The sequence below is a fragment of the Pseudomonas sp. Kh14 genome, from assembly GCF_900291005.1.
Classification (GTDB): Bacteria; Pseudomonadota; Gammaproteobacteria; order Pseudomonadales; family Pseudomonadaceae; genus Aquipseudomonas; species Aquipseudomonas alloputida.
Genome location: NZ_OLKJ01000007.1, coordinates 16,635 through 40,021, shown reverse-complemented (window position 1 = coordinate 40,021; position 23,387 = coordinate 16,635). Strand labels below are relative to the sequence as shown.

The window sequence follows — 23,387 nt, the reverse complement described above, 5'->3', positions numbered from 1 at the left end:
ACTCCATGATCGAAATCGACTTGACGTTTGTTCTGCTACTCGCACTGGTTGCACTGATGGCCGGCTTTTTTGATGCTATCGCCGGCGGCGGTGGCCTTATCACGCTCCCGGTGTTGTTTATTGCCGGTGTAGAGCCCTTGGCAGCTATTGCCACTAACAAGTTCCAGGCAGCTTCGGCTACGGTTTCGGCTACGTGCGCCTTCGCCCGCAAAGGCATGATCGACTGGAGACGAGGCAGTCCCATGGCTGTCATGGCGTTTATCGGTGGGGCGCTGGGGGCCTTGTCGATAACTTACGTCCCCAAAAGCGTTTTGCAGGCGTGCGTACCACCACTGCTGATCCTGATCGCCGCCTACTTTGCCTTCAGTCCAAAGCCGAATGAACAAGCGCGCAAGGCAAAGGTATCGACTAGCCTATTCTGCGTGACGGCTGCACCGATCATTGGCTTTTATGACGGCATCTTCGGCCCTGGAGTCGGCTCGTTCTTCATGCTGGCCTGCGTGGTCCTCTTGGGCCAGCACCTCATTCAAGCCGTATGCACCAGCAAGCTTTTGAACGCGGCCTGTAACCTGGGCGCATTATCAGTCTTTTCTCTCAGCGGGGCGATCATCTGGCCGCTGGCGCTGGCAATGGCGCTCGCCGCCTTTATGGGCGCACAATTGGGGGCTCGCTGCGCAGTTCGCTTCGGCTCTCGCCTCATAAAACCGCTGCTGGTCAGCGTCTGCTGCATCATGGCACTCAAACTGCTGCTCGATACCGGCAACCCGCTCGGCGAATGGCTCAACCAGTTCTTCTAGAGAGCACCATGCACATTCAAAAGGCTTCCCCACAGCGCGTGAAGTGGCAGTTTGACGAGCCCGCCCCGGGCAAAGAACTGTTCATCAATGAAGTCTTTGGAAACTACCAGCAACAGGCGCGATTGCTGGTACCTGATATCGAGCGCGCAGCTCCCGCATTCGTTTTGGGGGGCGCGCGTTCCGACTTTACCCGGCTCAACCCCCTGCTTTATCGCCTGCAAGCCGCGGGCATTGGTTCACTCACTGGCAATCTGTCAGGTCATAGCCTCGCCAGCGAGCCAGGCGCAATGGCGCCGTCACTGGCTACGAACCTTGATGAAGCACAGCGTTTCCATGCGCATATCGCGCCTCAATGCCGAACGCTAATAGGCCACAGCCTTGGCGCGGCAATTACGCTTAAGCTCGCAGCGCAGTTGCCACAAGTGGACAGCATCGTATTGATCTGCCCCGCAGTTTATCCAGACCATGCCCACCAGGCGCCGTTCGGCCCGGCATTCACTGCGGCCATCAACAAGCCTTTCGGTTTTCTGGAGAGCGATAGCTATACCTTCCTCAACCAGTTTCGCGGAAGAGTATTGATGGTGATCGGTGAGTACGACGGGCTCAACTCCCAGCGATTCGGCAAAGGCCCCGGCACCAGCGCGGGCAACCTGTGGCTTGCCGGCACTGAACGCTATAGCCCGATTCCTGAAGAAGTTAACCTCGCCTTGATGCGAGCAGTTCCAGCGTCACGTTTGCAATGCCTGTTTCTTACCGACTGCGACCATGGCATCGCGGCACATTTGCGCAGTACTCCGGCAATAGCGGACCAGGTTGCCGACACGGTCGCAACGTTCATCCTCGACAATGCTTAAGGCGTTTAGCATTACTCGATCTCGAACAGACCATTGCGCAATGGCGCCACGCTCAATCGCTCACGCACATCGTCATCTATGCGCGGATCATCCGGCCGGTAGAGTTTCACCTGTCGATACGCATTGATGCGATTGATCTCCTCGCCCAGGTACTCCCACACCACTCGGGTACAGGCCGGGTTGCGCCGGTCGCCGCTGGATACGCCGGCCTTCAGGCCATTCAGCCGGGTAATGCGGCTTTTGAAGCTGGGGATGAGGATGGTCTGGCTCATTTCGTTGAATGTCAGCGACTCGTAGTCGATGAGGAACATCCGGTCCTGCAGCTGGAACGCCGCCCCCAGGTAGCGGCAGCGTACCTCGGCATGCTGATCGGTGGCGCTGGAGCGCTCCTGCCGTTCCTGGCGCTCGAACAGAAAACGGCCGCGTTCTTCCCACAGGTGCACCAGCGACACGAGGATCGTGCCGGGCACCGACATGCAGTTGGAGTACTCGAAGTAGTAACCGCAATAGCGCGAAAGGTTACCGCCATGTTCGTGCAACGGGCGGAACAACTCGCTGATCGGGTCACTGGGCTGCTGGGCCTGGGGCGATACCCGCGCACCGATCAGACGGGCGAACTGCTCGGCGGGCAGGTTCAGTTCGTAATCCTCGACACCGAAAAAGTCGCCGATACGTTTCAGGTTGAAAGCCGTCGGACGGCTTTGCCCGCTCAGGTACTTGTTGAACTGCGCGCGGTTGATCGACAGCTGGCGGCAAACTTCGGAAATAGAGCGGTAGTGGCTACAGGCAAGTTTGAGGTTTGTGGCGAAGTGATCGCTCATATACGGAGTCCAGGTGACGCGAATGACGCCATTGTAGCATCAAGTCGCATCAAGTCAGAGCAATCCGCGAAATTGTAACCACTCTTGTCATAGCCAACCATGCGCCCCAACGAATAGCGGTGCGCCTGCCGTCCGCTGGTCTTTCCACACGAAGAATAAGAATCGAGGTCATTTTCCAATGCTCGAAGTAATCAACGATTTCCTTTCGGGGAAACTCCTCATCGTGCTGATCGTAGGGCTGGGTAGCTACTTCACCATCCGCTCCCGGTTCGTCCAGTTCCGCCACTTCACCCATATGTTCAGCGTGTTCAAGGAATCGCTGCGTGGCCAGGCAGGCCAGCTGAGCTCCTTCCAGGCCCTGATGCTGAGCCTGGCCGGCCGCGTGGGCGCCGGCAACATCGCCGGTGTCGGTATCGCAGTGACTCTTGGCGGCCCAGGTGCCGTGTTCTGGATGTGGGTCACCGCACTGGTGGGCATGTCCAGCAGCTTCTTCGAATGCACCCTGGCCCAGGTGTACAAGCGCGCTGATGGCGACGGCCTGTACCGTGGCGGCCCGGCCTACTACATTCAGCACGGGCTGAAGCGCAAGAGCATGGCCATCGTGTTCTCGATCTTGCTGCTGGTCACCTACGGCTTCGCCTTCATCGGCCTGCAGTCGTACACCGTAACCCACTCGCTGCAGAATGCCTTTGCCTTTGACCCAAGCCACACCGGTATTGTCCTGGCCGTGCTGCTGGCCATCACCTTCATCGGCGGTATCAAGCGCATCGCGGCAGTGTCGGACCTGCTGGTACCCGTCAAGACCCTGGCCTACATCGGCGTGACCCTGTACGTGATCGGCACCCAGATCGAACACGTGCCAGCCATGCTGGAAACCATCTTCAAGAGCGCCTTCGGCCTCGATCCGGCGTTTGCCGGCCTGCTCGGCAGCGCCATCGTCATGGGCGTGAAACGTGGCGTGTTCGCCAACGAAGCAGGCCTGGGCAGTGCACCGAACGTCGCTGCCGTGGCCGCGGTGAAACACCCGGGCGCGCAGGGCGTGGTCCAGGCTTTCAGCGTGTTCCTCGACACCTTCTTGATCTGCACCTGCACCGCACTGCTGATCCTGCTTTCGGGCTTCTACACCCCGGGCTTCGAGGGCGACGGCATTGTCCTGACCCAGAACTCGCTGGCCGCCGTAGTCGGTGACTGGGGTCGCGTGTTCGTCAGCGTGGCGCTGTCGCTGTTTGTCTTTACCTGCATCCTCTACAACTACTACCTCGGCGAGAACAGCCTGCAGTTCCTCAGCCGTAACCGCGTAGTGTTGATGGTGTTCCGTGGCCTGGTACTGGCACTGGTCGTGTGGGGTTCGATGCAAGACCTGTCGACCGTGTTCGCCTTCGCCGACATCACCATGACCTGCCTGGCCTTCGTCAACCTGGTGGCCCTGGCCCTGCTGTTCAAGGTCGGCCTGCGAGTCATGCGCGACTATGACGAGCAGCGCAAGGCCGGTGTAAAGCAGCCTGTGTTCGACTCGTCCAAGTTTGCCGACCTGGACCTGGACCGCAATGCCTGGCCTGCCAATCCTCAGGTGGAAACAGCCACTGACAAAGCAGTCGGCCAAGTTCAGACGCAGCGCTGATATCCTCCCCTGCCCAGCCGCCCCTTCCGCGGGCGGCTTTTCTTTGTCCGCTCACCGCTACGGATGCTTTCCATGCGCGCAGTAAAGAATCTTCTCGTTCTCTATACCGGTGGCACCATCGGCATGCTCGAAACCCCCGAAGGCCTGGCACCGGCCGGTGGTTTTGACGCGCGGATGCGTGAACACTTTGCCCAGATGGCCAATGCACCCCAGGTGCAATGGACACTGCACGAGCTGAACCCGCTGCTCGACAGCGCCAACATGCAACAGCACAACTGGCTGGCGATGCGCGATGCCATCGTCGCGGCGGTGGATGTAGCGGGCCACGATGGCGTGCTGGTGCTGCACGGTACCGACAGCATGGCCTACAGCGCTGCAGCCTTGTCGTTCCTGTTGCTGGGCCTGCCAGCACCGGTAGTGCTGACCGGCTCGATGCTGCCGGCAGGTGCCCCGGACAGCGATGCCTGGGACAACCTGTGCGGCGCATTGCGCCAGTTCGAGCACGGCCTGGAAGATGGCGTGCAACTGTACTTCCACGGTCAGCTGCTGCATGGCTGCCGGGCGTCGAAGCTGCGTAGCGAAGCGTTCGATGCCTTTGCTGAGCTGCCGCGCCATCGTGACGCTGAGCGGGCCGATACGATCCCTGCCGAGCTGGGCTACAAGCAACCGCGCAAACCGGTCAACCTGGCGGTTGTGCCGGTGTTCCCGGGGCTTCAGGCCGGGCATTTGCAGGCCTTGATCGACAGTGGTGTGCAGTGTTTGCTGCTGGAGTGCTACGGCAGCGGTACCGGGCCGTCGGATGACCAGGCGCTGCTGAATGTGCTGAGCACAGCGCGCCAGCGCGGCGTGATGCTGGCGGCTATCAGCCAGTGCCCGGAAGGCTCGGTGGTGTTCGACACCTATGCAGCGGGCAACCGCTTGCGCGGGGCCGGGCTGGTCAGTGGCGGTGGCATGACCCGTGAAGCGGCGCTGGGCAAGATGATGGCGCTACTGGGCGCAGGGTTGGATGCTGACGCAGCAGACCGCTGGTTTGTCCTGGATTTGTGTGGCGAGCGGGCTTGATCAGCGCCCTTGTGGGCCTCTTCGCTACGACGATAGCGTTTCCTGTGTAGGAGCGGGTTCACCCGCGAAGAGGCCCTAAAGGGTGAAAAAATGGCGGAAGGCAGCGGGAGTCGAACCTGCCCGGGAACGGCTGCCGTCCCCAACCGGGTTTGAAGCCCGGCCGCGCCACCGGGCGCGATTGCCTTCCTTGAACTCAGTGCCTGGCGTGCTGTTGAGCCAGGGCGCTGTCGGCGCGGATGTGACGCTGGTCGGCCACCCTCCGGGTCAGGCCGATGCGGTCGAAGTATTCCAGAATCTGCACACTGCGCTTGCGACCGATGCCCAACATATCGCGAAACGCGGCAACCTGCACTATCGTCGTTTCGCTGGCCTGCCCCAGCATCAACGCTGCCATGCGCTGTAGCGTCGCCTCTGGATAGAACAGGTCGCGCACCACCTGATGCACCAGGCCCAGCCGGGCCAACTTGCGCAGTAACAGGCGCACATCGGCTTCGGCACGGTTCTCCTCACTCGCCAGCGCCCTGACCCAGGGTGGGTCAAATTGCCCTGCGATCAACTTCGGCTGCAGACGTGCCCACAATGCACTGTCGGCTTCGCTCAACTGTACCTTGTGATCGGGCAGATGCAGCCATGGCCCGCTGCTGGCGATGGCGCTGTCGTCGAGCAGTTCATCCAGCAAACTGACGAAAGCCGGCCGTTCCAGGGGCAAGGCTACAAATCGCCGCAAGCGATCACGGTCAGGGCCAAGCTGGTCGGGCTCTTGCTCGTGAAAGCGCGCAAGTTGCTCCAGGACCTGCTGCTTGAGCGCCTGCCATTGAGCGTTGGCGAACAGGAGTTGGCCCTGCCGGGTGGCCACCACCCGCACATCGTCCGGTAACTGCCAGGTTTCCCGCAGGCGGTTGAACTGCCGCTCGAGCCGCTGCGGGCTAATGCCGCCCGGTGCACTGGCGAGCAGTGCTGGCAGTGCCTGCTCCAGATCCGCTGCATCGCGCAGCACCTGCAACTGCTGCAGACGGGTATCGCTGCGGCGTTGGCGGCTTGGGGCGAACGGGTCGAGCACCTTGCCGCCGCCCAGTGTGCGTTGGGCGCGCTGATCGCGCAGCACCAGGCGGTCGCCGTGCACGGCCTGCAACGGCGCATTGAGCAACAACTGGGCAAACATGCGTTGGCCGGCAGCCAGGCTTTCGCCTTCGAGCAAGGCGACCCGGGCCGTTACATCCTGGGTGCCGAGGTGCACATGCACAGCACTGAAATGTTCGAAAGCACGCTTCTCGTCAGGTAACAGGTTCAGCTCGATATCCACCCGAACACTGGGCGCATGCAACCATTCAGGCACCAGCCAGTCGCCCCGGTGCACCTGCTCCACGGCCAGGCGCTCGGCAGCGATGTTCAGCGCCACCCGTTGGCCTGCTTCTGCCACCAACGCGGCCTGGTTCTGTGCATGCAGGCCACGCACGCGCACCACCTTGCCGGCCTTGCCCAGCAACAACGTATCACCCGCACTGACCCGCCCGGCCAGTGCCGTGCCGGTGACCACCACTCCGGCGCCGGTAACCGCAAAGGCACGGTCGACGGCCAGGCGAAAACCACCGTGCACACTGCGTTGCCGTGTACCTGCTTCGGCCTCCAGCAGGGCCTGGCGCAACGCTTCCACACCCTCCCCGCTGATGCTCGACAGCGGAAACTGCCGCGCATCGGCATACGGCCCAGGCGCCAGCAATTCACTGACTTGCATCTGCACCTCGGCCAGACGCGACGGCTCGACCCGGTCGCATTTGCTGATCGCCACCAAGGCCTGGGGAATGCCCAGCAGCTCGATGATCGCCAGGTGCTCACGGGTCTGCGGCATGACCCCGTCGTCGGCCGCCACTACCAACAGCACCAGGTCGATGCCATGGGCACCGGCCAGCATGTTGTGGATAAAACGCTCGTGGCCCGGCACATCGATGAAGCCGGTCAGCGGCGCGCCTTCGCTCAGCGCCACATAGCGGTAACCAAGGTCGATGGTCATGCCGCGGGCGCGCTCTTCTTGCCGCTGGTCGCCGGCCTGGCCAGTCAGCGCCAGCAGCAGTGCGGTCTTGCCGTGGTCGATGTGGCCAGCGGTGCCAACGATCACTGCACCGGCCCCAGCTGCAGGGCTGGCAACTGGGCCAGCCACTGGGCTTCGTCATCCAACTGGCGCAGGTCCAGCCACAGGGCATCGTCGTCAATGCGGCCCAGCACCGGCACCGGTAGGTCGCGCAGGGCCCGCTCCAGCACATGCAGGCTGCGCCCGCGCAACTTCTTGGACACTTGCGGGCGCAGGCACAGCGCGGCACTGGGCAAGCGTGCAACCGGCTGGCTGCCACTGCCGATCATGCCCAACGCAGGCTCTACACGGATGGCCCATTGCTCGCCGAGGCGCGCCTGGAGCTCAGGCGCCAGGCGCTCGGCCTGGGCCTGGATTTCGGCCTGGCTGCGGGTCAGCAGACGCAGGCTGGGCAGGCGCTCGGCCAGGCGATCGGGGTTGCGGTACAGCGCCAGCACCGCTTCGAGTGCAGCGAGGGTGATCTTGTCGACGCGCAAGGCACGCTTGAGCGGATTTTTTTTGATCCGGGTGATCAAGTCCTTGTGGCCGACGATAATCCCGGCTTGCGGCCCGCCCAGCAGTTTGTCGCCACTGAAAGTGACGATATCGGCACCATCGGCCAGGGCCTGGCGTACCGTAGGTTCGGCGGGCAGGCCCCAGCGGGTAAGGTCGAGCAGGCTACCGCTGCCCAGGTCTTCAAGCAGCGGCAATTCATGTTGGTGGGCGATACGTGCCAGCTTGGCAGTAGGTACCTGGGTGGTGAAGCCCTGGATGCTGTAGTTGCTGCAATGCACCCGCATCAGCAGGCCAGTGCGCGGGCCGATGGCGGCCTCGTAGTCGCGGGCGTGAGTACGGTTGGTAGTGCCAACCTCGTGCAGCTTCACGCCGGCACGGGCCATGATGTCGGGAATACGGAAAGCACCACCGATCTCGATCAGCTCGCCGCGAGAGATGATGCCTTCCTTGCGCGCGCCCAGGCTGTTGAGCGCTAGCAGCACGGCGGCGGCATTGTTGTTGACCACGGTGACGGCTTCGGCGCCGGTCAGCTCGCGGATCAGGCCTTCGATCAGGTCATCACGGTCGCCACGTTTGCCGGTGGCCAGGTCAAATTCCAGATTGAGCGGGTAACGAGCGGCGGTCTGCATGGCCTCGATGGCTTCATCCGGCAGCAAGGCGCGGCCCAGGTTGGTGTGCAGCACGGTCCCGGTGAGATTGAACACGCGGCGAACCTGGCTGCGTTGCTGGAGGGCGAGGCGTTCGCCGCTGCGGCCAAGGAGTATTTCCGGAGCCAGTTCGGCGCTGCCGAGTTCGCCATTACGGGCGGGCTCGCGCAGGTCATCGAGCAACTGGCGCAGGGTATTCAGCACGGCGTCACGGCCGTGGCGATCGATCAGAGGGAGGCAAGCCGGGTGGCGAAGGAGGGTATCGATGGACGGCAGGCGTGGGGTGTCGCTGGCAAGGCTGTTGGACATGCGGTACTACCTTGGACTGATCCGTTGTCTGTGCTGGCCCATTCGCGGGTGAACCCGCTCCTACAAGTACAGCGTGATCCGGAAGGTTGGCGCAATTACCTGTAGGTACGAAGGCAAGTCGGTGTTTCAGTGTAGACCCTCAGCCACTACCCGGGGCGAGCATCAGGTTGGGCGCCAGGCGATGGAACCCCTCCCCGTCCAGGCGTATATCCAGGGCCAGGGTGGCCAGGTCATCGGCCAGCGGCTCGGCCGCCGCATCGTTCTCCAGGTAGTTCTGCTTCAGGTAGCTGTCGCACCCGGGGCAGCATTCCGCGCGTAGCGGCGCTTTGCCTGGCGCATGGCGATCATCCTCAAGGCTGGTGTAACGCAAGTCCTTGCTCGACTCGCAGTACACGCACTTGACCCGCACCACATGCCATTCACAGGCACACAACGAACAGGCCAGGTAACGTAAACCGTTGTGCTTTCCACGGTTGCGCACCACCCCGGCCATCGCCGGCGAACCACAAGCCGGGCATTGGGCCAGGCTGCCGGCAGGCTCGAGCTGGTGTGCGGGCAGCGCCAGCAACCAGCTGGACCAGGCCGCCTGCAGCGCGGCCCCGAGGAACGGCACCAGTGCTGCTGGCACACCATTGTACTGGCCTGCCAGCAAAGCAATGCCCCAGCCCTTGCGCTGATTGTCATCACTGCCTCGTAGCACCTGCAGCGCCTCACCCAGCGGGCCACTGCGTTCGCCGCTGAGGTGCTCTAGCAGTGCCTGCAACCAGACCAGCCACGGCCCTTCACGCACCAGGCTGTCAGCCGCCAGCGGCGGCAAACCATGATCCATGCACAGGCGCTGACGCTCCTCGGCCACGGGCAAGCCGCTGGGCGGGTTATCCACAAGCTGCTGCTGGATGCGGCATAAACGGGCAATCAGCCTCAGGTAATCGCCAAGCGCGTTGCCCTCGGCCAGATACTCCAGGCGGGCGGCGCGCAGTTCAAACAGGTTGGCGGCAGGCAGGTGCAGAAATGGCGGCGTGACTGCCGACGCTTCGATCTGCCCGGGTTCGAGTAGGGTGCTCAAGCGCTTATCCTTCTTTTCGTCCGTGATCACCCGGCGTCTTGTCGCCGGTCACTTCGCGGTACCACAACTCATGATGCTTGCGGGCCCAGGCGCGGCTGACCCAGCCATGCAGCATGGCGCCGATCGAGCCCTTGATCCAGATGCCGGCGTAGATATGCACGATGATGCTGAGAATCAGCACGAAGGCCGCCAGCGCATGCAGCAGCGCAGACAAGCGAATGGCATCGATGCCAAACCAATGGCTGAAGTATGCACGCCAGATCACCACGCCACTGACCAGCAATACCAGCATGCACACCAGCAGGGTCCAGAACAGCAGCTTCTGCCCGGCATTGTACTTGCCGATCGGCGGTACGCCCTCCTCCTCGTTGCGCATTACCCGGTCCACCCGGCGCAGCCACAGGCGGTCATTGGCGGTGATGAAGTTGGCCCGCCAGAAGCGCAATACCAGGCCGAGGAAAAACACGAACATCGCTACCCCGATGAAGGGATGCAGAATGCGCGTCCACGGCCCGCCGCCGAACAGGTTGCTGAGCCAGAATAGCGCCGGATGGAACAGCGCAAGCCCCGACAGCCCCGCCAGGATGAACAGGATCGCCACCACCCAGTGGTTGCTACGCTCGTTGGCGTTGTAGCGCAGGATGGGTTTGTTGTCGTTCATGGCCGCTGCTCCCCTTGCCCACCGGGCTGCTTCGGATCATAGACATGGACCGACGGGTCCACTTGATGCACGCTTTCGTCCGGCGGTGTCGGGTGTTCATCCTCCTCGACACGCTGTGGGCCGATCCGCACATAGTGGAAGAACCCCGCCAGCACCGCCGCGCCCATGGCCAACAGCGCCAGCGGCTTGGTGAAGCCCTTCCACAACCCCACCAACGGGCTGATCACTGGCTGGTCCGGCAGGCCGGCATACAGCTTCGGCGTGTCGGCATGGTGCAGCACGTACATCACGTGGGTACCACCGACGCCGTCCGGGTCGTACAGCCCGGCCTTGTCGTAGCCTCGCGACTTCAGATCGACGATGCGCTCGGCTGCATGCACTTTCATCTCGTCCTTGCTGCCGAACACGATCGCCCCGGTCGGGCAGGTTTTCACACACGCCGGCTCCAGCCCCACGCTCACGCGATCGGAACACAGGGTGCACTTGTACGCCTTGTGGTCTTTCTGCGAAATGCGCGGGATGTTGAACGGGCAGCCGGTGATGCAATAGCCGCAGCCGATGCAGTGGTCCTGGTTGAAATCGACGATACCGTTGGCGTGCTTGATGATCGCACCCGGGCTCGGGCAGGCCTTCAGGCAACCTGGGTCGGCACAGTGCATGCAGCCGTCCTTGCGGATCAGCCACTCCAGGTTGCCGTCGTCGCGCTCGTGCTCGGTAAAGCGCATCAGTGTCCAGGTCTCGGCAGTGAGGTCCTGGGGGTTGTCGTAGGTGCCGTGGTTGTGGCCAACCTCGTCACGCAGTTCATTCCACTCCGAGCACGCCACCTGGCAGGCCTTGCAGCCGATGCACTTGGTAGTGTCGATCAGCTTGGCGACCTCCTCCTGCTGACGCACCGAGGGCGGCACGGTAGTGGTGGCCGAGCGGGCGATGATGTCTTGGCTGGCCATCAGAGTTTCTCCACTTTCACGAGGAACGACTTGGACTCTGGCGTCTGCGTGTTGCCGTCACCGAGGAACGGCACCAAGGTATTGGTCAGGTAGCCATGCCGGGTAGCGCCGGTGAAGCCCCAGTGCAGCGGAATGCCGATCTGGTGCACGGTCTGATTGTTGACCTGCAGCGGGCGAATCCGCTTGGTCACCACCGCCACAGCGTCGATATGCCCACGCTTGCTCGACACCCGTACCCGGTCGCCGGCCTTGATGCCTTTCTCGTTGGCCAGCACCTCGCCTATCTCGACGAACTGCTCGGGCTGGGCAATGGCGTTGAGCCGGCAATGCTTGCTCCAGAAGTGGAAGTGCTCGGTCAGCCGGTAGGTGGTCGCCGCATAAGGGAACTCATCGTGCGTGCCGAGGGTGTCCCACACAGAATCGAAGATGCGCCCGGCCGGGTTGCTGGTGGCCTTCTTGTTCTGCGGGTGCAGCGGGTTGATGCCGATCGGTGTTTCGAAGGGCTCATAGTGCTCGGGGAACGGGCCTTCGGCCATCTTGTCGATGGCGAAGAAACGCGCCACGCCTTCAGGGTTCATGATGAAGGGGTTCATCCCCGCCTCGGGCGGCGAATCGACCTTGAAGTCCGGCACGTCGGTGCCGGTCCAGGCCTTGCCGTTCCACCATACCAGGCGCTTTTTCTCCGGGTCCCACGGTTTGCCTTGCGGGTCGCTGGAGGCACGGTTGTAAAGGATGCGGCGGTTGGCCGGCCAGGCCCAGGCCCAGTTCTGCACCTGATGCATGCCATACGGGTCGCTGTTGTCGCGGCGAGCCATCTGGTTGCCCTGTTCGGTCCAGCTACCGGCGAAGATCCAGCAGCCAGACGCGGTGCTACCGTCGTCCTTGAGCTGACCGAAGCCCGCCAGTTGCTGGCCCGCCTTGATCACCGCGCCAGTCGGGTCGGTGACATCGGCCACCGCCCAGCCGTTCATCTCCTTGGCCAGCTCCTCCGGGGAGGGCTCTTCAGGGATCTTGTACGGCCAGCTGATATTCATTATCGCGTCAGGGTAGGCACCCCCTTCGGCCTGGTAACGTTGGCGCAGGCGCAGGAACAGCTCGCTCATGATCTGCACGTCGGTACGCGTCTCGCCCGGGCCGTCTGCACCCTTCCAGTGCCATTGCAGCCAGCGGCTGCTGTTGACCAGCGAGCCGTCTTCCTCGGCGAAGCAGGTAGTGGGCAAGCGGATCACTTCGGTCTGGATAGAGGCCGTGTCGACATCGTTGAACGGCCCGGCGTTGCGCCAGAATTCCGAGGTCTCGGTGGCCAAGGGGTCCATAACCACCAGCCACTTGAGCTTGCCCAGTGCCGCAGTGACGCGGTTTTTGTCCGGCAGCGCGGCGATGGGGTTGAAGCCCTGGCACATATATCCATTGACTTTGCCCTGGCCCATCATCTCGAACATGCGCAGCACGTCGTAGGCCGGTACATCGAGTTTGGGCAGCCAGTCATAACCCCAGTTGTTTTCCGCCGTGGCGTTGGCGCCGTACCAGGCCTTCATCAGGCTGACGTGGAACTTGCCGTAGTTCTGCCAGTACGACAACTGCCCAGGCCGCAGCGGCTTGGAAGCGCGCTTGTCGATGTAGGCGGCGTAGTCCTGCTCGGCGTCACCGGCGAGGGTCAGGTAGCCCGGCAGCGAGTTGGACAGCAGCCCGAGGTCGGTCAGGCCCTGGATGTTGGAGTGTCCGCGCAGGGCGTTGACCCCGCCACCGGGCATGCCAACGTTGCCGAGCAGCAGCTGGACCATGGCCGCACTGCGGATAATCTGCGCACCGATCGAATGCTGCGTCCAACCTAGCGCATAAAGGATCGTCATGGTCTTGCCCGGAACCGAGCAGGAGGCGATCTCTTCCCAGACCTTCAGCATGGCGTCCTGCGGCATACCACAGGTCATGCTCGCCAGTTCCGGGGTATAGCGGCTGTAATGCTGCTTCATCAGCTGGAACACGCAGCGAGGGTGTTGCAGTGTCGGGTCGACCTTGGCATAGCCGTCCTCACCCAGCTCGTAACCCCAGCCGGACTTATCGGCGTATACACGCTTGGCCTCGTCGTAGCCGCTGAACAGCCCATCCTCGAAGCCATAGTTCTCTTTGACGATGAACGACACGTCAGTGTAGTTGCGCACGTACTCGTGCTGGATCTTGTCGTTGCTGAGCAGGTAGTTGATCAGCCCGCCCATGAAGGCGATATCGGTGCCGGTACGGATCGGCGCGTAGTAGTCCGCCACCGAAGCGGTACGGGTAAACCGCGGGTCGACCACAATCAGCCGCGCCTTGTTGTGCGCTTTGGCCTCGGTCACCCACTTGAAGCCGCACGGATGCGCTTCTGCTGCGTTGCCACCCATCACCAGAACCAGATTCGCGTTGGCGATATCGGACCAGTGGTTGGTCATGGCGCCACGGCCGTACGTCGGGGCAAGACTTGCCACCGTCGGGCCATGTCAGACACGTGCCTGGTTATCGAACCCCAGCATGCCTGTTGCGCGGATGACCTTGTGGGTCAGGTAGCCAGCCTCGCTGGAAGCGGCGGAAGCGGCAAGAAAACCGGTGGAGAGCCAGCGGTTGACCGTTTGGCCTTGGGCATTCTTCTCGATGAAGTTGGCATCGCGGTCCTGCTTCATCAGGTCGGCGACGCGGTCCAGCGCCTCGTCCCAGCTGACCCGCACCCACTCTTTGCTGCCCGGCTTGCGAACTTCGGGGTACTGCAGGCGGCTCGGGCTGTGGATAAAGTCCAGCAAGCCGGCGCCTTTCGGGCAAAGTGTGCCGCGGTTGACCGGGTGGTCGGCGTCCCCTTCGATATGGATGATGTTCTGTTTGACGTTCTTACCCGCATCACCCTGGCTGTACAGGATCAGGCCGCAGCCGACCGAACAGTAGGGGCAGGTGTTACGGGTTTCTTTGGTATGCGCCAGCTTGAAGTGACGCACCTGCTCGGCGAATGCCGGCGTTGGGGCCATGCCCAACGCCGCAAGGCTCGAGCCTCCAAGGCCGACGGCGGCGACCTTGAAGAACTGCCGACGGTTCAGGTCCATCGTGCACTCCTGATCAGGTGGTGGACGCGCGGAACATTGCCGGCGCCTCTTGGTAGTCACGGTGGCGGCCAATTGATGGCCGCCAGTGGATAAGACTAGTCAAGAATCCAGAAGCTGCGATGACCTGGGTCAGTGGTGCGGCCCCGATCAGGCACGTGGCAGGTTGCGCACCACATTCAGCGCCGCACTGCTCTGCGCCACAGGCATGATCTCGATGGTATTGATATTCACGTGCGCCGGCTGCTCGGCAACCCAGGCTACCGTTGCTGCGATGTCCTCCGGCAGAAGGGCCTCTACATCCCGATACAAAGCCTGCACGGCGTCCATGTCGCCATTGAGGCGCACCACCGAGAAGTCCGTGCCGGAGCACAGCCCCGGCTCGATGTTGCTCACCCGCACCCGGGTGCCAGCCAGGTCGGCACGCAGATTGAGGCTGAACTGGCGGACGAACGCCTTGCTGGCGCCATACACGTTACCGCCCGGGTAGGGGTAAGTGCCGGCGATCGAGCCGATGTTGATGATCATGCCGCTATCGGCTGCCACCATCTGCGGCAGGATCTTGTGGGTGACCATGGCCAGGCCGGTGATGTTGGTATCGATCATCTGCTGCCAGTTTGCGGCACTGCTGGTTTGGGCACGGTCCACGCCCAGCGCCAGCCCCGCGTTGTTGACCAGCAGATCGATCTGCAGCGACGCCTCACGCATCTGCTCGACCGCCTTCTCGAGCGATATTGAATCAGTGACATCCAGCGCCAGCGGAATGAAATTTACGCCCAGTTCGGCCTCCAGTGCTTTCAGTTTGTCCATGCGCCTGGCTCCACCGATCACACGGTAGCCTTTGCCGATCAGGGTGCAGCAGATGGCGCGGCCAAAGCCTGAGGAAGCACCGGTTACAAATGCGGTTTTCATTCGTTATCTCCTATCAATGGCTCAGGTCAGGTACTTCACGCCCAGGCTGGTGAACAGGCAGAGCATCGAGAACACCAACGCCTTGCGCACCACGTCGTTGCCTTTACGCAAGGCCAGGGAACTGCCCAGGTGGTTACCAAGGATGTTGCAGGCCACAAGTGGCAATGCCAGCAGGTAGACGACCTTGCCTGCGCTGACGAACGCCACCAAAGCACCGATGTTGGAAGCGAAGTTGAAGGTTTTGGAGTTGGCCGAACTGGAGACCAGGTCCATGCGCAGCAGGTAATGGAAAGCGATGATGAACATGCTGCCGGTACCGGGGCCGAAGAAGCCGTCGTAGAAGCCAATGGCCAGGCAAGTCAACGGCACTACCGTGTACAGCATTCGCGAAGACAGTTTGCGCTCCTCGACCGGACGATCCTTGGGGGTAAGGAAAATGAGAATGCCGAGGGGGATTAGTGCCAGGATGATCTTGCCCACCGTTTCCTGCGAGATCGACACGATCAGGTGAGCCCCCAGGTAGGCGCCTAATAGCGAAAACGGCACCCCGACCAACGCTACTTGCCAGACCATCCTGCTGTTGGCCAGGAAGTTGCGGATAGCCGCCAGCGTGCCGAGGGTACTGACCAGTTTTTCCTGACCCAGTGCCACCTGGGGCGGCATGCCAACCAGCAGAAAACCCGGCACCAGAAACAAACCACCACCACCGGCAATGCTATCGACGAAGCCCGCAACGAAGGCGATCGCGCCAAGTATGAGGACTGCCAGCAACCAGTGCTCCGCCCAGTAAGAACCCAACATTTCCATAGCGATGTCCATCCAGTGGAGCGTTATGCCAGGCACAGCCCGAGTGTGGCCGGCCTGTTCGGTGCGATGATTGTAATTTCAAAAATTGAATCGATTCAATCTAAAATAAATTCAACTCAATTTAGCCAATTACCATCATTACCTGCATCCGAGCTTTCATGCTAGGCTTTCGCGCTCTTGCAAAGCCTGGTGCCATCTCCATGTGGGTCCCCCAATACAGCCATCAAACACAGCCGGTTTACCTGATGATCGCTGATGCCCTTGAACAGGACATCGAAAGTGGTCGGCTTGCAGAAGGCGATCGCTTACCCACGCTCAAGGACCTGGCCGAGGCGCTGAATGTAACCCCCGGCACTGTTGGCAGGGCCTACGACGAAGCAGCCAAGCGTGGTCTGGTGGCTGGCGAGGTAGGGCGGGGCACATTTGTCAGGCAACTACGGCAGCCATTACCCGCCCCGTCGGTACCCACATCCGTTGCCGGCGAGAGTAACCAGATCGACCTCTCGATCATCAAGCCCAACGACGCTCACATGAGCGAGTGGCTAGGCACGGCTATCAGCGAACTGGCCTCCTCCTCGAACTTGGGGCAGGTACTCGACTATGTGACAGAGGGTGGTCACACCTCCCACAAACAAGCCGGTGCGACCTGGATACAGCGCTGGCTGCCTGATGCTCGCTGGCAGCAGGTAGTACTGACCGCTGGCGCCCAACATGGGCTGCTGGTGGCCATCAGCAGCCTGTCGAAGAGTGACGATGTGGTGCTGTGCGAGTCGCTCTGCTACCCGGGCATCATATCCCTGGCCCACAGCCTGGGCCGGCGCCTGCGCGGCGTCGCCATGGACGAACACGGGCTCATCCCGGAGGCATTGCGCGCGGCCTGCCTGGAACACCGCCCTTCCCTGCTGGTGTGCGTCACCACGCACCAGAACCCGACCAACTCGATCATGCCCCCAGCAAGGCGCCAGGCTATCGCCGAGATCGCCCGTGAGTTCGACCTGTTCATCGTGGATGACGATATCTATGGTTTTCTCGAGCCCAGCCCGGACTACAAGCCGCTTGCAGCGTATGCGCCTGAACGCTCGGTATACCTCACCAGCCTGTCCAAAAGCGTGCTGCCGGCGCTGCGCATCGGCTACCTGTACGCCCCGCCGCAAACCCTGTCGCGGTTATCATCGATGGTACGCAGCAGCGTGTGGATGCCATCGCCTCTGATGGCGCAATTGGCCAGTAACCTGATCAACAGCGGCAAGGCCGACCAGTTGGTGCGTATGCAGCAGCAGGAGGCGGCCGCGCGCCAGCACATGGCCCGGGAGATTCTTGGCCAATACAAGATCCGCAGTCAGCCCCACAGTTTCCATATCTGGCTGGAGCTGCCAGAACCTTGGACCAGCGACGAATTTGCCAACCTGGCACGTGACAACGGCGTAACAGTGGTCAGCGGCAGCCAGTTCCTGCCAGAACGCAGCCACGCCACCAGCGGTGTGCGCATCGCTCTGATGGCACCCAGCCGCCAGGCACTGGGCTTTGCCCTGACCAAGCTGGCAAGCCTGCTGGATTCGCCGGAACCGCGGTTGTTCTACTGAAAGCGATGCCAGATACGCGGTGCTGCCCATAAAAAAACCCAGGGCAACTGCCCTGGGTTTCGTCTTGCTGAACGCCCTACCGCTTTGATCAGAACGGAATATCGTCATCGAAGCTGTCGAAGTCAGCCGCCGGCTGCGGCGCAGGCTGTTGCGGCGCTGGGCGCTGAGGGGCCTGTTGCGGGCGCTGGGCCTGCTGGCGTGGCGGTGCCTGGTTGTACTGTTGCTGCTGGCCACCACCATAATTGCCGCCACCCTGATTGTACGGGTCGCCGCCCTGCTGCTGGCCTTGCGGACGACCGCCGAGCAGCTGCATGGTGCCGTTGATGTCGACGATGATCTCGGTGGTGTAGCGCTTGATGCCGTCTTTTTCCCACTCGCGGGTCTGCAGCTTGCCTTCGATGTAGCACTGCGAACCCTTGCGCAGGTATTCGCCAGCGATTTCGGCAACCTTGCCGAACAGCGACACACGGTGCCACTCGGTACGCTCGACCTTCTGGCCCGACTGCTTGTCAGTCCACTGCTCGCTGGTGGCCAGGCTCAGGTTGGTCACGGCGTTACCGTTGGGCAGGTAGCGGACTTCGGGATCCTGGCCACAGGTACCGACCAGAATGACTTTGTTAACCCCACGGGCCATAACGTTCTCCTAGGCTTCGCACGCCGAAGAGGCTGGATTCACCAGTCGCTCGAGGGTCGCACGGTCCAAAATTTTCGTATCCAGTTTGATATAGATGGCGGCTTCTTCTTCCACCACCACAGCGTCGGTCACACCCGGCACGGCCATCAGGCGCTCGGTCAGGCCGGCCTCCCGGACCGCCTCAGGCGCCAGAGGCATGCGCAGGCTGGTCACATATGGCGGCTCGTTCATGCGCAAGGCGACGATCAGCCAGATAGCACACAGCACCGCGCTACCGAGGAACACCGTGTTCAGCCCACCGTGCTGGAACAGCCAGCCGCCAAGAATCCCGCCTAACGCTGCACCGAGGAACTGGCTGGTGGAATACACTCCCATTGCCGTCCCCTTGCCACCGGCAGGCGACACCTTGCTCACCAGAGAAGGCAGCGAAGCCTCCAGCAGGTTGAATGCGGTAAAGAATACCACGGTGCCAATCACCAGTCCGCGCAAACCGTCAGCCCACTCCCAGAAGTATATCTCCGTCAGCAGCAGGACACTGACCGCGCCGGCCAACACACGTTTCATCTTGCGCTTTTTTTCGCCGTAGATGATGAACGGGACCATTGCAAAAAATGAGATGAACAGCGCGGTCAGGTACACCCACCAGTGCTGCTCCTTGGGCAGGCCGCCACGCTCGACGAACGCCAGCGGCAGCGCAACGAAGCTGGCCATGAGGACGGCGTGCAGGATGAAAATGCTTACGTCCAGGCGCAGAAGGTCCGGATGGCGCAGGGTCGGGCCGATGGCCTGGCGCGCCACACCCGACTCGCGGTGCTGCAAAATGCTGTGGGTGTTGGGCACGACAAACGCGATCAACAGCATGCCGACCAGGGCCAGCCCAGCCGTGACCAGGAACAAACCTGACAAACCAAAGGCACTTGTCAGCAATGGACCGACGACCATGGCGACAGCAAACGAAAGGCCGATGCTCATGCCGATCATGGCCATGGCCTTGGTCCGGTGTTGTTCGCGGGTGAGGTCCGACAGCAGTGCCATGACCGCAGCAGAAATTGCCCCCGCGCCCTGCAGGATGCGCCCGGCAATCACGCCCCAGATAGAGTCGGCTTGGGCCGCCAGTACACTGCCCAGGGCGAAGATCACCAGCCCCAGATAAATCACCGGCCGGCGACCGATGCGGTCGGAAATCATCCCGAACGGGATCTGCAATACCGCCTGGGTCAGGCCATAGGCACCAATGGCCAGGCCGATCAGGGCAGGCGTGGCGCCAGCCAGGTCCATGCCGTAGGTGGCCAGTACCGGCAAGACCATGAACATGCCCAGCATACGAAAGGCAAAGACCAGGGCAAGGCCGCCAGCGGCGCGGGTTTCGCCGCTACTCATACGCTCGTTGTGGGTGTCGTACATGGATTAACCTCGTGTGAACCGGCGGCGATTCTATCAGTCCGACAGCTTGACGGCATCAACGCGACGCTTTGCCGCGTCATACTGGCGCGCCGTATACTTCCTTGTTTATGCCCGCCAAGCGAGGCCGCAGTGGACAAGATCCTTATTCGTGGGGCACGTACCCACAACCTGAAGAACATCGACCTGACCCTGCCCCGGGACAAGTTGATCGTGATCACCGGCTTGTCCGGTTCCGGCAAGTCGTCCCTGGCGTTCGATACCTTGTACGCCGAAGGCCAGCGCCGCTACGTGGAATCGCTGTCGGCCTACGCCCGGCAGTTCCTGTCGATGATGGAAAAGCCCGACGTCGACACCATCGAAGGCCTGTCGCCAGCGATTTCGATCGAGCAGAAGTCGACCTCGCACAACCCGCGCTCCACGGTCGGCACCATCACCGAAATCTACGATTATCTGCGCCTGCTATACGCCCGTGTCGGTACTCCACGCTGCCCGGACCACGATATCCCGCTGGAGGCGCAAACGATCAGCCAGATGGTCGACCTGGTGCTGGAGCGCCCGGAAGGCAGCAAGCTGATGCTGCTTGCGCCGGTAGTGCGCGAGCGCAAGGGCGAGCACCTGGCGGTGTTTGACGAGCTTCGCGCCCAGGGCTTCGTGCGGGCCAGGGTCAACGGCAAGCTCTACGAGCTTGATGAGTTGCCCAAGCTGGACAAGCAAAAGAAGCACAGCATCGATGTGGTGGTGGACCGATTTAAAGTCCGCGCCGACCTGCAACAGCGCCTGGCCGAATCGTTCGAAACCGCGTTGAAGCTGGCCGATGGTATTGCCCTGGTGGCACCGATGGACGACGAACAAGGCGAAGAGACGATCTTCTCCGCGCGCTTCGCCTGTCCGGTGTGCGGCCACGCGATCAGCGAGCTGGAACCGAAGCTCTTTTCCTTCAACAACCCGGCTGGCGCCTGCCCGACCTGCGACGGCCTGGGGGTCAAGCAGTTCTTCGACACCAAACGCCTGGTCAACACCGAACTGACCTTGGCCGAAGGCGCGATCCGCGGCTGGGACCGGCGTAACGTGTACTACTTCCAGATGCTCGGTTCGTTGGCTGCGCACTACGGCTTCAGCCTGGAGGAGCCTTTCGGCGAGCTGTCAGCCGAACACCAGAAAGTGATCCTGCAGGGCAGCGGCAAGCAGAGTGTCGATTTCAAGTACCTCAACGACCGAGGCGACATCGTCAAGCGATCGCACCCGTTCGAAGGCATTGTGCCAAACCTTGAGCGTCGCTACCGCGAAACCGAATCGGCCACCGTGCGTGAAGAACTGGCCAAATTCCTTGGCACGCAACCGTGCCCGGATTGCCGGGGTACGCGCCTGCGCCGCGAGGCGCGCCATGTGTGGGTGGGCGAGAAGACCCTGCCGGCTGTAACCAATATGCCGATCGGTGAAGCCAGCAACTACTTTGGTCAACTGACCCTTACTGGCCGACGTGGCGAAATCGCGGCAAAAATCCTCAAGGAAATCTGCGAACGACTTCAGTTTCTGGTCAATGTCGGCCTCGACTACCTGACCCTGGATCGTAGCGCCGACACCCTGTCCGGTGGCGAAGCGCAACGTATCCGACTCGCCAGCCAGATCGGTGCCGGTCTGGTGGGGGTGATGTACATCCTCGATGAACCGTCCATCGGCCTTCATCAACGCGACAACGACCGCCTGTTGGCCACACTTAACCATTTGCGCGACCTGGGCAACACGGTGATCGTGGTGGAACACGACGAGGACGCCATTCGGCTGGCCGACTACGTGGTCGATATCGGCCCGGGCGCCGGTGTTCACGGTGGGCAGATCGTCGCCGAGGGCTCGCCCCAGGAGGTCATGGACCATCCCGATTCGCTGACTGGCAAGTACCTGTCCGGGCGCAAGAAGATCGTCGTGCCGGCCAAGCGCACACCGCGCAACAAGAAGCTGCAGCTCAAGCTCAAGGGCGCACGTGGCAACAACCTGCAGAACATCGACCTGGAAGTACCGATCGGCCTGCTGACCTGCGTGACCGGTGTATCCGGCTCGGGTAAATCGACGCTGATCAACAATACCCTTTACCCCTTGGCCGCCACCGCCCTCAATGGCGCAAGCAGCCTGGAAGCCGCACCGCACAGCAGCATGGACGGCCTGCAGCACCTGGACAAGGTGGTGGATATCGACCAGAGCCCGATCGGCCGCACGCCGCGCTCCAACCCGGCGACCTACACCGGCATCTTCACGCCGATCCGCGAGCTGTTCTCCGGTGTCCCGGAGTCACGCTCGCGTGGTTATGGCCCGGGGCGTTTCTCGTTCAACGTCAAGGGTGGCCGTTGCGAGGCCTGCCAGGGCGATGGCCTGATCAAGGTGGAAATGCACTTCCTGCCGGACATCTACGTGCCGTGTGACGTGTGCAAGAGCAAGCGCTACAACCGCGAAACCTTGGAGATCAAGTACAAGGGCAAGAACATCCACGAGGTGCTGGAAATGACCATCGAGGATGCCCGCGAGTTCTTCGATGCGGTGCCGGCGCTGGCGCGCAAGCTGCAAACGTTGATGGATGTGGGCCTCTCGTACATCAAACTGGGGCAATCAGCGACCACGTTGTCCGGCGGTGAGGCGCAGCGGGTAAAGCTGTCGCGCGAACTGTCCAAGCGCGATACCGGCAAGACCTTGTACATCCTCGACGAACCTACCACCGGTCTGCACTTTGCCGATATCCAGCAACTGCTGGACGTGTTGCATCGCCTGCGCGACCACGGCAACACCGTGGTGGTGATCGAACATAACCTGGATGTGATCAAGACCGCCGACTGGCTGGTTGATCTGGGGCCTGAGGGCGGCTCCAAGGGTGGGCAGATCATTGCCTGCGGTACACCAGAAGAGCTGAGCGAGATGAAGCAGTCATATACCGGCCATTACCTGAAACCATTGCTGGAGCGGGATAGGGCCTGAGTATTGCCAGCGCAATGAAAAAGCCCCTGGTACCGATGGTGCCAGGGGCTTTTACTTGAGTCTGTGGATAACTTACATCTGCGACTGCAGGTAGTTTTCCAGCCCGATGGCCTTGATCAGGCCCTGCTGCTTCTCAAGCCAGTAGGTGTGATCTTCTTCGGTGTCGGCCAGCTGCGCACGCAGGATGTCACGACTGACGTAGTCCTTGTGCAATTCGCACAGCTCGATGCCTTTGCAAAGCGCACCGCGCACCTTGTATTCGAGCTTGAGGTCCGCCTCGATCATTTCCGGCACGGTGCTGCCGACCTCCAGGTCATCCGCTCGCATGTCAGGGGTCCCTTCGAGCATGAGGATACGACGCATCAGGGCATCGGCGTGTTGCGTCTCTTCCTCCATCTCGTGGTTGATGCGCTCGTAGAGCTTGGACAGGCCCCAGTCTTCGTACATGCGCGAATGAATGAAGTACTGGTCGCGTGCCGCCAGTTCGCCCTTCAGCAGCGTGACGAGATAGTTGATTACATCCGGGTGGCCTTGCATCGCCCTGATTCTCCATGTGAAAACGTCTATGCCACATAGTGTGAACCAGCTTTTGTCTATGGTCACTGAAAAACGCGCAATTAGACGCAAAAAATCGGTTAAACAGTAGTGA

At 61.8% G+C, this 23,387-nt stretch carries 18 protein-coding genes and 1 tRNA gene; 6 read left to right on the top strand and 13 right to left on the bottom strand.

Translation table 11 applies throughout. The features are described 5' to 3' along the window. Window positions 1-5 precede the first annotated feature (5 nt). Window positions 6-797: a TSUP family transporter gene (locus tag FQ668_RS01835; protein ID WP_014589492.1), complete on the top strand. Its 792-nt coding sequence runs from the start codon at window positions 6-8 to the stop codon at window positions 795-797. A gap of 8 nt (window positions 798-805) precedes the next feature. Next, window positions 806-1,651, top strand: a complete 846-nt coding sequence (locus FQ668_RS01830) for an alpha/beta hydrolase (RefSeq protein ID WP_014589491.1) — start codon at window positions 806-808, stop codon at window positions 1,649-1,651. A gap of 11 nt (window positions 1,652-1,662) precedes the next feature. On the opposite strand, the gene FQ668_RS01825 is transcribed toward FQ668_RS01830, so the two are convergent. Further along, complete coding sequence (locus FQ668_RS01825; RefSeq protein ID WP_014589490.1) at window positions 1,663-2,472, bottom strand: helix-turn-helix transcriptional regulator; 810 nt, start codon at window positions 2,470-2,472, stop codon at window positions 1,663-1,665. 178 nt (window positions 2,473-2,650) lie between these two features. On the opposite strand from FQ668_RS01825, the gene FQ668_RS01820 reads away from it, so the two are divergent. Both FQ668_RS01820 and FQ668_RS01815 read left to right on the top strand, forming a co-directional pair. After that, a complete protein-coding gene (locus FQ668_RS01820; RefSeq protein WP_014589489.1) occupies window positions 2,651-4,093 on the top strand; it encodes a sodium:alanine symporter family protein in 1,443 nt (480 codons plus the stop codon). Window positions 4,094-4,156: 63 nt separating this feature from the next. Beyond that, on the top strand, window positions 4,157-5,155 hold the full coding sequence (locus tag FQ668_RS01815; protein WP_119714199.1) for an asparaginase: 999 nt from the start codon (window positions 4,157-4,159) through the stop codon (window positions 5,153-5,155). A gap of 91 nt (window positions 5,156-5,246) precedes the next feature. On the opposite strand, the gene FQ668_RS01810 is transcribed toward FQ668_RS01815, so the two are convergent. From FQ668_RS01810 to FQ668_RS01770, 9 genes are all read right to left on the bottom strand, one after another. Continuing rightward, a tRNA-Sec gene (locus tag FQ668_RS01810) sits at window positions 5,247-5,342 on the bottom strand. Window positions 5,343-5,348: 6 nt separating this feature from the next. Then, a complete protein-coding gene (selB, locus tag FQ668_RS01805; protein WP_119714300.1) occupies window positions 5,349-7,271 on the bottom strand; it encodes a selenocysteine-specific translation elongation factor in 1,923 nt (640 codons plus the stop codon). Further along, window positions 7,268-8,695, bottom strand: a complete 1,428-nt coding sequence (gene selA / locus FQ668_RS01800; RefSeq protein ID WP_019439166.1) for an L-seryl-tRNA(Sec) selenium transferase — start codon at window positions 8,693-8,695, stop codon at window positions 7,268-7,270. The genes selB and selA overlap by 4 nt, the downstream gene beginning before the upstream one ends. Window positions 8,696-8,834: 139 nt before the next feature. Continuing rightward, window positions 8,835-9,761: a formate dehydrogenase accessory protein FdhE gene (gene fdhE / locus FQ668_RS01795; protein ID WP_014589485.1), complete on the bottom strand. Its 927-nt coding sequence runs from the start codon at window positions 9,759-9,761 to the stop codon at window positions 8,835-8,837. Between the two features lie 4 nt (window positions 9,762-9,765). Further along, entirely contained in the window at window positions 9,766-10,422 is a 657-nt protein-coding gene (locus FQ668_RS01790) for a formate dehydrogenase subunit gamma (protein WP_011953329.1), read from the bottom strand. Then, a complete protein-coding gene (gene fdxH / locus FQ668_RS01785) occupies window positions 10,419-11,369 on the bottom strand; it encodes a formate dehydrogenase subunit beta (RefSeq protein WP_003255436.1) in 951 nt (316 codons plus the stop codon). The genes FQ668_RS01790 and fdxH overlap by 4 nt, the downstream gene beginning before the upstream one ends. Beyond that, complete coding sequence (fdnG, locus tag FQ668_RS01780; RefSeq protein WP_144179856.1) at window positions 11,369-14,437, bottom strand: formate dehydrogenase-N subunit alpha; 3,069 nt, start codon at window positions 14,435-14,437, stop codon at window positions 11,369-11,371. Before fdnG ends, fdxH begins: the two co-directional genes overlap by 1 nt. A 147-nt stretch (window positions 14,438-14,584) precedes the next feature. Continuing rightward, window positions 14,585-15,346: an SDR family NAD(P)-dependent oxidoreductase gene (locus tag FQ668_RS01775; protein ID WP_019439165.1), complete on the bottom strand. Its 762-nt coding sequence runs from the start codon at window positions 15,344-15,346 to the stop codon at window positions 14,585-14,587. Window positions 15,347-15,367: 21 nt separating this feature from the next. Next, window positions 15,368-16,153: a TSUP family transporter gene (locus FQ668_RS01770; RefSeq protein ID WP_019439164.1), complete on the bottom strand. Its 786-nt coding sequence runs from the start codon at window positions 16,151-16,153 to the stop codon at window positions 15,368-15,370. A gap of 200 nt (window positions 16,154-16,353) precedes the next feature. Here FQ668_RS01770 and FQ668_RS01765 point away from each other — a divergent pair, with 200 nt between their 5' ends. Then, a complete protein-coding gene (locus FQ668_RS01765) occupies window positions 16,354-17,736 on the top strand; it encodes a PLP-dependent aminotransferase family protein (protein ID WP_019439163.1) in 1,383 nt (460 codons plus the stop codon). Window positions 17,737-17,824: 88 nt separating this feature from the next. Here FQ668_RS01765 and FQ668_RS01760 read toward each other — a convergent pair whose 3' ends face one another. Both FQ668_RS01760 and FQ668_RS01755 read right to left on the bottom strand, forming a co-directional pair. Further along, window positions 17,825-18,370: a single-stranded DNA-binding protein gene (locus FQ668_RS01760; RefSeq protein ID WP_003255446.1), complete on the bottom strand. Its 546-nt coding sequence runs from the start codon at window positions 18,368-18,370 to the stop codon at window positions 17,825-17,827. Window positions 18,371-18,379: 9 nt separating this feature from the next. Continuing rightward, the gene (locus tag FQ668_RS01755) at window positions 18,380-19,774 is read right to left on the bottom strand and encodes an MFS transporter (RefSeq protein WP_019439162.1); all 1,395 of its coding nucleotides are present in this window, start codon (window positions 19,772-19,774) and stop codon (window positions 18,380-18,382) included. 129 nt (window positions 19,775-19,903) lie between these two features. On the opposite strand from FQ668_RS01755, the gene uvrA reads away from it, so the two are divergent. Then, entirely contained in the window at window positions 19,904-22,738 is a 2,835-nt protein-coding gene (uvrA, locus tag FQ668_RS01750; protein WP_178095657.1) for an excinuclease ABC subunit UvrA, read from the top strand. 72 nt (window positions 22,739-22,810) lie between these two features. Here uvrA and bfr read toward each other — a convergent pair whose 3' ends face one another. Next, window positions 22,811-23,275 carry a bacterioferritin gene (bfr, locus tag FQ668_RS01745; protein WP_003255449.1) on the bottom strand — a complete coding sequence of 155 codons (465 nt, stop codon included), beginning with the start codon at window positions 23,273-23,275 and terminating at the stop codon, window positions 22,811-22,813. Between the last annotated feature and the right edge of the window lie 112 nt (window positions 23,276-23,387).